The sequence below is a fragment of the Allobosea eneae genome (assembly GCF_042657265.1).
Classification (GTDB): Bacteria; Pseudomonadota; Alphaproteobacteria; order Rhizobiales; family Beijerinckiaceae; genus Allobosea; species Allobosea eneae.
This window is the reverse complement of record NZ_JBHSLW010000097.1, coordinates 1-9,678: the sequence shown is the minus strand read 5'-3', so window position 1 is coordinate 9,678 and position 9,678 is coordinate 1. Positions and strand designations below refer to the sequence as shown.

Genomic DNA, 9,678 nt, shown 5'->3' with positions numbered 1-9,678 from the left:
CGCAGATCAGAAGGCCGCCTGACCTTCACGCGCCCCATCATCGCGCCAGCGGCCCTCGCGCGAAGGCTTCAGTCATGCGGCCCTCCTCGTGTGCGTACGGTGCAGGGGAGAGGGAGGCGAGACGATCGGCCGCGTCGTGAAGCATCCGCGCATCCGAGCCGCCAAGGTAGTCGCGTGTCGCCGCTTTGCGACCATAGAGGGCGCGGCAGAGGCGTTCAGTGCCGTCCGCTCCGTCACGGTCAGGAACCGGCTGCCCTCCGTCGACAAGGGCTGCCTCGATTGCCTTGCAGAGGCGTTCGGCCTGTCCTGCCGTGATATGGCCGACCGGCTGCATCTCCCAATCACCATCGACTGGGACGATGCGCCAACGCTTGCCGTTGTTGCTGACGGCGCGCACCGCCTCCACGCCAGCCGGCAAGGCTTCTGCCTCGGCAGGGGATGACGACGCGGGAGAGGACAGGGCGGCGCGGGCCTCGTCGAGAGCCTTGCGATAATCGCGCAGCATCTGTCCGAACATGCGGTCGGACGGCGCGGCTTTCTTCGCTTTCGGCGTGCGCTCAAGCAAACTGATCGCAGCGCCGAGGCACACGACGGCATGAACAATCGCACGGCGACCCGTGCGCACCCCGCCGCCCGCAGGCTCCGAGGCGGGCTTGGCGAGGACGGTGAGCAGGGCCGCTGCCGTGAGCATCTGCTGACGAACATTCTCGGGCACGTCGCGGCGCTGTGCAGAGATACGAAGAAACGCAGCCGTGATCTGGGCCTCACCCCCCTCCGCCCCGCTCGTCTGGGAAGGCAAGGCTTCTGCCGGTGAGCCTGCCTGCGCCTCCGTGGAGGACGAGAGGAGAGACGAGCTGATGCGGTTCGAGAGAAAGTCGAAGGCGAACGCCTTGGCGTCGTCCAGACTGTATCGCGTCTCGACGTAGTCGCCTGCGAAGCTGATGGTGAAGCTGTCGTTCTCTTTCCAGCTCTTCCATTCGATCAGGAACTGGCCAAAGGGCGTTTCGGCCTGGACGTGGTCATAAAACCTGTCCTTACCGTTCGGCGGCGCTGGCTCGTTCCAATCAAGCGGACGAACCTTCACCCCCGCAGGCGCGGGAGGAGAGACGAAGAGGGGCTGATCCCCGGGTCCAGGAACGGCCCTGATGGCGGTGATCCTGCACGCGCCTGTCTGTCCCTTGATCCGTGCCAGAACAGCCAGATCGCTTCTCTCGACCCAGCCTATCGCCACAGCCTCGCCCTCGGGGCGGAGGGCGGCGAAGTTCGGACGGATCAGATCAACTGCTTCGCCGATTGTGAGCTGATACCGCGCGCCACCTGAGGCACATTGCTCGCGGATGCGCCGCACGATATCTTCCAGCGCCTTCTCATCCGCCTGGGCGGGGGTCGGGGTGGTCATGGGCGAACACCTTCAGCTTTGGCGATAGCCGCCAGTCCGGCAGCTTCTCGCTCACTTGTGGAAAGGCTCCGCGGATTGATCAGGATATCGCGCAGAGCCTCATAGAGATCAGGTGCGGCGGCGATCAGGAGCGCATCGCCTATCGCGCAGGGCCAATTCGCCGGGCTAGCCGAAACCAGAAAGCCGCCGGAGCCGTCCGCGTTTCGCTTGGTGCGGACGACATTGGAGACAGCCTCCCATTTCCTCGCCTCGGACAAGACAGCGACGACTCCTTCGCGTTCGCATACGCGCCATTCGCCAGTGTCGGGGTGGATATCGACTTCCCATGGTCCGGGGGTGTGAGGCCGCTCAGCCATCGGTCAGGACTCCACCAGCAATCGGGTGTAGGCGGGCGCGCGTCATGCCTCAGCCCTCCTGCAGGTGAACGTTGCACTTCTTCCAAGTGCCGGTAGCGACGGCCATCTGAGCTTCTGCAACAGAGATCGGGAGCCAGCGGCGAGCCATGCCCCAGTAGTGAGCGACCAGTTTGCCGTTGCGGTTCGACTTGATGCGGATGGTTACGGTCATGTCGCTCTCCTCAGTTCGTGATTGAAGAGATAAGCGATATCGGTTACGGTGTCAATAAGCGATATCGCTTAGGAGGCGCGTTTGACAGAGATTTCCGATATCGGTAAGCGCGGGGATGTGGGACGGCCGCCGCTCAAGAAGAATGTCGACACCGTTCAGACGATCATTCGGCTGACGGCAGAAACACGTGCCCGGATCAAGGCGCTGGTCGGCGATAACCAGATGGCCGCATTCATCCGCGACGCCATCGAAGCCGAACTCCGCCGCCGCGAGCGCGAAAAGCCCAAGAGCTGATTCACGCGCCCTGCTCCTTCTTCGGAGAGAGGACGGCGCGGGAGCGGATGGCTGCCATGATCTGCTTGATCGTGGTCCACGGCACCTGAACGCGATGCGTGATTTGCTCCTCGCCGTTCGGGTCCCAGACCGTCCAATCGAAGTGGAACTCGCCGATATAGGCCGCCTTCGTGGCGGGGCTCGGCGTCGTCGCGCGCAGCAGCCTCTCCTTCTCCGCCTCTGCGGCGGTGAGGGCGGCCTTGGCGTCCTTGAAGTGGTCGGCCCAGATGCGAGCTTGTGCCTCTGCGGATACGGCCCGCTCCGTCACCTCCTCCAACCTCGCGGCCTGATGGGCGATGAGGTCGGCGGCGCGGTCGTGCACATCGCCGGGGTACATCGACAGAGCCCGCAGATCCGCCACCACCTTCTCTGCGTCAGACATCGGGGCCTCCTGCTGCCTTCAGGCCGGCGTCACGCGCGACATTGAGTTCGGCCATCATCGCGCCCGAGCCGCCGTTCCGATCGGGGTGTCGCTCTGCGGCAAGACGGCGAAACGCGGTGTTTATCTCGGCGGTCGAAGCGGTTGGCTTGACCGCGAGGATTTCCCACCAGGGCTTGGTTCCGGGCGCTGGCAGGGCTGCAAAGCCCTCGAAAGCCCGGTCCACCATCGTGCCGCCGCCATGGCGCTCCAGCTGCCGCATGGCCTCAATGGCAAGCGCCAGGCTGCGCAAGTTGCCAACCGCGTCGTGATAGCGGTCGCATGCCATTGCCAACGGCTTGCCGGCACGCACGAAGTAGAGCGCAATGGACTCGTCGTCGGGCTTCCGAGCGCTTGCCATGAGCAGGCCGTCGCGACGAAGCGCGAAGTTCGACGAGATGACGACGCTCTTGCCGCCAAGAGCACGAACCTCCCGGCTCAGCTCATCGCGGGCATCGGCGATCGTCCAAGGGCCAGTGCTCCGCCGGAACTGGTCACGCCCGGCCTTGCGCTGATGATAGGGCGTGCGCGGCCATCCTGGAGGCCACGCGAGCGGATATGCTTCGATCACTTGCGCTCTCCTTGAGGGCTGGGGGCGTCCTCGACCAACCCGGCGCGTTCAAGCGCGCCGTCTGCGTTCCGGAGCGAGACGGTGATTGCCGGGTCGCGAGGGAAGCCCGTGAGTTCCAGAACCCGACGCAGCTCTGCGACCACGTTCTGAAGCGCGAAAGCCATCTGATCGTATGCGCGCCCCTTACCCATGATCGGCTCCGGAAGGGAGGGCGTCGATTTCGAGCTGGGTGACAGTGACTGCGAACTCCTGCGAAGTGCCGTCGTCGCTGCCGTGAATGCAGTCGATGTAGCCGGTGATCGTCACCGGAACTCGCATCGCGGGCGGGCATGAGCCGAGCGGCGGACGATCAGCGAAATGATCGCGAAGTTGCCGGCGACCTCGCTTCACATCGAGGATCGCGAAATTGCTTGTGAAGCTCCGGAGCGCCCCCATCTACCGGCCCTCCGGGGAGGAGGGGGAGCACTGAAGCAGCTTCGGGATCGACCACTTCGCGTCGCTGCAGGTCGCCGGGCTGGCGCGGAATGCGAGCCAGATGCTGAAGGCCGCCAGGAGCAGCAGCCCAGCCACGATGAAGACGGTCCTATCCATGGGCCGCCTCCGGGGAGGCGGAGGGGGCGATAGAGCGTTCCGAAAAGTCCGGCAAAATGCCGCTTGAGCCGGGCCCTAAAACTTGGAATGGTAGCGGCGGGGCTCGGAAAACCCTGTAGCCTTCCAAGCTGAATACGAGGGTTCGATTCCCTTCACCCGCTCCAACCGCCCCCAGCAAGATGTTCGGTTGCAGGCCTTGGGCCTCGAATGCGCTGGTGCCTCAAACGGGCAGCAAGTGGACGCAGCGCTGAGCACCTAAATCGCACGACGGCCAGCCACCCTGCCGACGAAGCAGGTCAGCTTGGTCTGGTGGATTAGCGGCGCAGCCGAAGACTAGGACATGCTCGTCCTTCGCAGCCCCCGAGATTGTTGAGCGCAGCGCGCGTTCCAATCATGGCCAGATTGCGGCGCGGTCTGGGCCGGCCCGGCAAGGCTATTCTATTGTAGGTTGGGGCGGGAATTGCCATGATCGCCGGCCGAAGACGGCACTCCCCTTGGATAATCTCGCGGAAGCGAGCGAAAATCGGACTGATCTCCCCAAAGCCTCGCACGCGGTGCTGGACATATTTCCGCCGCAAGACAGGAGAAATGCCATGCTCAAGACAGCCATCGCCGCAGCAGGGTTCGCTGCTCTCAGCCTCGCAGCGGCTCCGGCCTTCGCCCAAGGCAAGAAGGGCAAGGACGAGTTCCTCGGGGTCGATCTCGACACCGGCCGGACCTATTACGACGGTCGCAACGACGGCAAATACTGCCTCTACAAGACCGTGCGGGTGTTCAACCGCTACACCGGCTATTACGAGCACCGGCGCGTGCGTCGCTGCGGCCGCGGCCTCTATATGTGAGCGGGGCCGTGATGGATCGCATCGTCAAATTGATCGCCGGCCTCGGCTTTGCTGCAGCGGCGGCGGCATGCACGCCGACCGTCGTCGCCGACCCGGACGGCCGCCTGATCAACACCGGGCTGGTGCAGGAGGGCGACTGCCTGACCCGCACCGTCATGGTCTATGACCGCGAGCTCGGCTACGAGCGTGCGGTGGAGCAGCGATTCTGCGGCGGGCGCGCCCGCATCGCGCGCTGATCGTCAGTTGTGATTCCGTGCGGGCCTCGCCACTGCTGTGGCGGGGCCCGTTCGTTTGCTAGGCTATGATGACTGAATCGCTCGGAGCGTTCCGGAGAGACGTCACATGCCCAAGCTCTGCAAGTTCACCTCGCCCAGCGACGGCAAGCCCGTCTACGTCAATCCCGACCAGGTCAGCGTCGTCTACACCTTCAAGGGCCAGCCGCCCGACACGATCATCGCCTTCCGCAAGGACTTCCAGCTCGGCGTGAAGGAAAGCCTGGAAGAGACTGTCAAGATTCTCGAAAGCGCTGCCGAGGGCACTGAGCGCTGACGTGGTGGGTCGGCTCAGCTGTCTGCCCATCGCTGCCGGGCTCTCGCCCCAAAGCCGCCATGCGGCGCTTCCATCCTCTCCCCATGAGGATCACCGCCGCATCTGCTCTCACCCTGGCTCGCAGCGCTTGCGCAAGCACGCCGGAGCCGATCGTCGAGGATCGCTCACGCTGCGACGCCTATGGCTTCCAGCGCGGCACCGACGCCTACGCCAACTGCGTCATGACGCAGGACCGCGACTCAGCGATGCTTCAGGCTGTCCATGATCCACGATTCCCGGCTCGTGACGGCGCGGCTCATCGTCAGGCCGTTCGTGGCTGCCGATGCGCCCTTGCTCGTTGCGCTCTTCGCCGATCCGCAGGTCCATCGCTTCGTCGACGATGGCCAGCCGCTAGCGCCTGATGTCGCTGCGCTCTGGATCGAGCGCTCGGCGGCCAATCTCGAACGCTTCGGCTATGGCACCGGCGCCGTGGTCGAGCGCGCCGGCGGCGAACTGATCGGCTGGGCCGGCTTCGCGAGGCCGGGCGATGGTACGGAAGAGTTGATCTACGGCCTTCGGCGCGCCAGCTGGGGCAGGGGCCTGGGCAAGGAGTTGCTCGCCGGGCTCGTCGCCGACGGCGATGACGATCATGGTCACCAAGGGGGCGCGACTGGTGCCGGGACACTATTTCAGCATCGCTGGTCGGCTCCATCTCGTCACCCGGGTCCTGGATGCCTCGGGGGGGGGGCGGCGACGGTCGAGTTCCGGCCGCCACTGCGGGCGACCGTGGCGGACCTCGAGCCGGTCGAGTTGATCGCTCCGAAGGCACCGATGCGGCTGGCGTCTGACGACACCGCCGCGATGGAGCTGGATCTCGGTCGCTTCGCCACTCTGCAACTCGATCTTGTCGAGGCCTTCTGATGTTTGTTCTTTCCACCGTGCGGATCGGCCATGTCACCGTCCTGCCGACGCAAGACCTGCTGAACGGCATCACGATCGAGACGGCCACGGGGCCCTTCGATCTCACCGGATGGGACAAGGTCGAGATCGTGGTGGGCGATGCCTTCGACCGCGACAGGACGCTGGTCATCCTTTCGTCCGACGACGGCACGATCCTGCTGGACCCGGATCTGCGCGCGGACGGCATCATCTCGCTCAACGTCCCGCAGGCCACGGTCGAGACTTGGCAGACCGGCACCTATGCCTTTTTTCTACGCGTGGTCGGCCCGGAGGTCCGCGAGATCGTGCGCGGTACGTGGGCGGTCTATCCCGGGCGCGCGCTTCCACTACCTGGCTTCCGCGTGGTCGATGTGGATGGCCCGCAAGTGCCGATCGAGATCTTCAAGACCGAGGATATCGCTCTGCAATGGCGGTTCGTCCGGGCGGGAGCGCCGTTCGACCTAACCGGCTATGCGCTCTCGCTACAGATCCGGCCCGCTTTCGGCCACAACGTGCTGATCGGTGATATGGCCGGCTACATCGCTCGTCCCGCCGATGCGCTCGGCGGCATTAGCGTGCGCGTCCAGCAGCCGCTGGTAGCCGGGTATCCCGCCGGCGCCTGGGTCTACACGCTCGTCGCGAGCAAGGGCGTGCCCGGCGGCGCGACTGCGACTGAGCTCGCCCGCGGCCCCTTCATCATCCGTCCGTGAGATCGTGACCATGAGCAACTGCGCTACCGTCCAGCCCCTGCCGATGGGGCCACGCGGCCCCCGCCCTGAACACCAGGTCGATGCACCAAACCATCGTGTTCGCTTCCGTGAGCCTAACGGCGACTGGGGCGACTGGGTCTCGGGCCCGCAGGGCGACAAGGGCGACGCCGGCGAACCAGCCGATACGTCGGGCCGTTCACCAGCATCGCCGGGCAGGGCCTGTCGGAGCGTACCGCGATCCGGACGACCGGCTATGCTGCCAATGGCGATGGTGGTGCTGCGCTTTATCGGAAGTCGGTCTCTGAGCCGGCGCACGGCGCGAAGACGCAGTCGTCGGATGGCACCTGGTGGGAATTGGCAGAGGCCGAGCCGGCCTTGCAGATGTTCGGCGGGTCGGACGATGGCGCAGCTGACAACCGGGCTGCCTTAGCCGTTGCCAGGGCTTATCTCGGCGCAACCGGCCGGACGCTGCGCCTGCCGAAAATCGGGGCGGGCAACTATGCCTTCGCTACGGCCGGCGGGCAGGTTGCGCTCGACGGCATCACCATGGCGGCGGAGCCCGGGGTGAAACTGACGGGGCCGATCTGCTTTGCGCCCACGGCGCGCGCGACCGATATCCCGGTCGATTACCGGGATGCTGGCGGCACCGAGTTCGAGAACTTCCGCCTGCCGCGATATCAGGGCCGGCCGATCGAGCAGAAGCAGCGCTGGCTCACCATTGGCGATCTCGACGATCGCAAGCTGACCGCCTTCAACATGACGACGGTCGTGGCCGAGAAGCTCGACCTGTTAGGCTCCGACACCTGGGTGGCCGATGCGTCCGTCTCGTCGAGCGCCGACACCCGAACCATCGATCTGACGGCGGATGGCTTCATACGGGCTGCCTTCGTGCCAGTGCGCGGCGGCGACGAGATCAGCGTAGCGTTCTGGCCTGGATCCTACATTCGTGCGGCCGTTATCCGCTATGCCGGCGGCTATGCGACGTTTTATGCCAATGACGGCTTGGCGACCTTGCGGGTTAAGCCCGTCGGCGGCTCGGCTACCGAGTCCACCGGCCTGTCCTGGTTCGGCCGGGCGGACAACCCCGCCTGGGCACCCAACAAAGCCGAATGGAAGATCCGCATCTATGATTCGCGGACCTGGTCGCTGCTGCTCAATGGCATGGAGATCATCGCGCCGCAAACGGTGGCCGGGCCGATCACGGATGCGGGCTTCGGCATGTACGGGCTCGATGCATTCACCGCCTCGATGTCCTACCTGACGAAGACGCGTCGCTCAGAGCCGTCCGGGTTGGCCCCGGCGCGCATTCTCTGCATCGGCGATTCGACGACCGAGGACATCGTCGGCGGCTGGCCCTATGCGATGAAAGAGACGCTCGAGGGCTCACTCGGCATGCGGGTCTGGGACGTCTTTAATCAGGCCGTCGCCGGCCAGACGAGCGCGCAGCAGCTCACGGCCCTCAACGCCAATGACGCGCAGCTGACGATCGCGACCCATGTCGTCATCCATGTCGGGATCAATGACAGCCAAGGCGCCGGCCCGGCGACGACGCTGGCGAACATCGATGCGATGATCGACCGGGCCGTTTCTCGCGGCGTCCCGGCCGCCCGCGTCGTCCTCTGTGTCCCGTATCTCTGGTACACGAAGACGCTCGCTGGCGGCGTGAAGGGCTTCAACGCTGGCCCCAACGACGCGCATTGGCTGCTGCGGGCCGGCATCAAGCGCCTCGCGGCCACGCGTGGCTGCCGCCTCGTCGACTTCCAGGAGGTACTGGCAGCGGTCACACCTCTCGACCTGACCCGACCCCAGCAAGTTGACCCCATCGTCCGCGACAACATCCACCCGACGCTCTACGGCTATCGGGCGATGGGCGAGGCGGTTGCGCGCGAGGTCCTGGCCGCCTCCGCGTTGCGCATGACGCAGAAGATGGCGGCATACCCGCTTCACTCGACTTGGCTGCGTAATAGCTGGACGCTGGACGGTGTCCGTCCGGCCCAGATCGAGGTCTCAGCCGATGGCGTCGTCGCGCTAACCGGCGTGCTCAACAAGGGCACCGTCGCCGAACCCGTCGTCATCGCGCAGCTGCCGGCGAACCTGCGCCCGGCCACCACCCGCGAATATGCCGCGCGGACCAACACCGGGTCGGTGACTGCGATCTATGTCGGCACGGATGGCATGATAACTCTGGCCGGTTTTCCGAGCTCGGTCGCGACCTTCGTGAGCTTGGACAACATCATCTATCCCTTGGCGGACTAGCGGGCAAACAGACGAACAAACAAGGCGCCACGAAATTGGTTATAAGCGCCGCATGACGCTTACGTCCTGCGGCGTCCTCCACATTCCCGGTATGAACTCGACGACCTTCATATGGGGGGGCCCAGAGATCTTCTTATCGATATAAGATCGGTAGGTTACGCCGGGGCCATAGTCTGATGTATCAAGGTCACCGGGCGTTGTCCTTGTCCATGGCCTAAGCTAAGTGGGGTGGCCCGAGGCCGTCTAGCTGAGCACTATGATCAAGAGCGCCCATCTCCTGCCGCTTACCGGCCTTCGATTTTTTGCCGCTGCCGCCATCGTATTGTTGCACTCGGCCGAGACATGGCCCATCCCCTCAGCGCTTGGAAATCTCGCGCTCAATCAGGGGGTGTCGTTTTTCTTCGTGCTGTCGGGTTTCATCCTGGCTTAGAGCCCGTCCCGAAAGGGTTGAGCGACTGGGGCACTCGTGATTCCAAGGGGTTGTTCAGGCCATCTTGGAGCGAGCGATGTGGACCCCAGCCACT

At 64.9% G+C, this 9,678-nt stretch carries 16 protein-coding genes; 8 read left to right on the top strand and 8 right to left on the bottom strand.

Annotated elements, in window-relative coordinates; all coding sequences use genetic code 11:
- Positions 1–37 precede the first annotated feature (37 nt).
- From ACFPOB_RS29600 to ACFPOB_RS29590, 3 genes are read right to left on the bottom strand one after another with little or no spacing between them, the layout of a single operon-like run.
- Positions 38–1,399 carry a hypothetical protein gene (locus tag ACFPOB_RS29600; protein WP_377801762.1) on the bottom strand — a complete coding sequence of 454 codons (1,362 nt, stop codon included), beginning with the start codon at positions 1,397–1,399 and terminating at the stop codon, positions 38–40.
- On the bottom strand, positions 1,396–1,755 hold the full coding sequence (locus tag ACFPOB_RS29595; RefSeq protein ID WP_377801761.1) for a hypothetical protein: 360 nt from the start codon (positions 1,753–1,755) through the stop codon (positions 1,396–1,398). Before ACFPOB_RS29595 ends, ACFPOB_RS29600 begins: the two co-directional genes overlap by 4 nt.
- A gap of 49 nt (positions 1,756–1,804) precedes the next feature.
- Positions 1,805–1,966 carry a hypothetical protein gene (locus ACFPOB_RS29590; RefSeq protein ID WP_377801760.1) on the bottom strand — a complete coding sequence of 54 codons (162 nt, stop codon included), beginning with the start codon at positions 1,964–1,966 and terminating at the stop codon, positions 1,805–1,807.
- Positions 1,967–2,047: 81 nt separating this feature from the next.
- Here ACFPOB_RS29590 and ACFPOB_RS29585 point away from each other — a divergent pair, with 81 nt between their 5' ends.
- Positions 2,048–2,260, top strand: coding sequence for a hypothetical protein (locus ACFPOB_RS29585; RefSeq protein ID WP_377801759.1), 213 nt, complete (start codon positions 2,048–2,050; stop codon positions 2,258–2,260).
- A 1-nt stretch (position 2,261) separates the two neighbouring features.
- Here ACFPOB_RS29585 and ACFPOB_RS29580 read toward each other — a convergent pair whose 3' ends face one another.
- Genes ACFPOB_RS29580 through ACFPOB_RS29560 form a run of 5 tightly spaced genes read right to left on the bottom strand, consistent with a single transcriptional unit; the run spans position 2,262 to position 3,879 of the window.
- The gene (locus ACFPOB_RS29580) at positions 2,262–2,681 is read right to left on the bottom strand and encodes a hypothetical protein (protein ID WP_377801758.1); all 420 of its coding nucleotides are present in this window, start codon (positions 2,679–2,681) and stop codon (positions 2,262–2,264) included.
- Positions 2,674–3,288: a J domain-containing protein gene (locus ACFPOB_RS29575; protein ID WP_377801757.1), complete on the bottom strand. Its 615-nt coding sequence runs from the start codon at positions 3,286–3,288 to the stop codon at positions 2,674–2,676. Before ACFPOB_RS29575 ends, ACFPOB_RS29580 begins: the two co-directional genes overlap by 8 nt.
- Complete coding sequence (locus ACFPOB_RS29570) at positions 3,285–3,479, bottom strand: hypothetical protein (RefSeq protein WP_377801756.1); 195 nt, start codon at positions 3,477–3,479, stop codon at positions 3,285–3,287. Before ACFPOB_RS29570 ends, ACFPOB_RS29575 begins: the two co-directional genes overlap by 4 nt.
- Complete coding sequence (locus ACFPOB_RS29565; protein WP_377801755.1) at positions 3,472–3,723, bottom strand: hypothetical protein; 252 nt, start codon at positions 3,721–3,723, stop codon at positions 3,472–3,474. Before ACFPOB_RS29565 ends, ACFPOB_RS29570 begins: the two co-directional genes overlap by 8 nt.
- Entirely contained in the window at positions 3,724–3,879 is a 156-nt protein-coding gene (locus ACFPOB_RS29560; RefSeq protein WP_377801754.1) for a hypothetical protein, read from the bottom strand.
- Between the two features lie 593 nt (positions 3,880–4,472).
- Between ACFPOB_RS29560 and ACFPOB_RS29555 the strand changes: the two genes are divergently transcribed.
- The 7 genes from ACFPOB_RS29555 (at position 4,473) to ACFPOB_RS29525 (ending at position 9,584) form a co-directional block, all read left to right on the top strand.
- Positions 4,473–4,721, top strand: coding sequence for a hypothetical protein (locus tag ACFPOB_RS29555; protein WP_377801753.1), 249 nt, complete (start codon positions 4,473–4,475; stop codon positions 4,719–4,721).
- 11 nt (positions 4,722–4,732) lie between these two features.
- A complete protein-coding gene (locus ACFPOB_RS29550) occupies positions 4,733–4,957 on the top strand; it encodes a hypothetical protein (RefSeq protein WP_092157060.1) in 225 nt (74 codons plus the stop codon).
- 106 nt (positions 4,958–5,063) lie between these two features.
- Positions 5,064–5,270, top strand: a complete 207-nt coding sequence (locus tag ACFPOB_RS29545) for a hypothetical protein (RefSeq protein WP_377801752.1) — start codon at positions 5,064–5,066, stop codon at positions 5,268–5,270.
- Positions 5,271–5,531: 261 nt separating this feature from the next.
- Positions 5,532–6,170, top strand: coding sequence for a GNAT family N-acetyltransferase (locus tag ACFPOB_RS29540; RefSeq protein WP_377801751.1), 639 nt, complete (start codon positions 5,532–5,534; stop codon positions 6,168–6,170).
- Positions 6,170–6,898: a hypothetical protein gene (locus ACFPOB_RS29535; protein WP_377801750.1), complete on the top strand. Its 729-nt coding sequence runs from the start codon at positions 6,170–6,172 to the stop codon at positions 6,896–6,898. The genes ACFPOB_RS29540 and ACFPOB_RS29535 overlap by 1 nt, the downstream gene beginning before the upstream one ends.
- Before the next feature lie 381 nt (positions 6,899–7,279).
- Positions 7,280–9,154 (top strand): SGNH/GDSL hydrolase family protein, encoded by a 1,875-nt coding sequence (locus tag ACFPOB_RS29530; protein WP_377801763.1) that lies wholly within the window; start codon positions 7,280–7,282, stop codon positions 9,152–9,154.
- 256 nt (positions 9,155–9,410) lie between these two features.
- Positions 9,411–9,584, top strand: coding sequence for a hypothetical protein (locus ACFPOB_RS29525; RefSeq protein ID WP_377801749.1), 174 nt, complete (start codon positions 9,411–9,413; stop codon positions 9,582–9,584).
- Positions 9,585–9,678 lie beyond the last annotated feature (94 nt).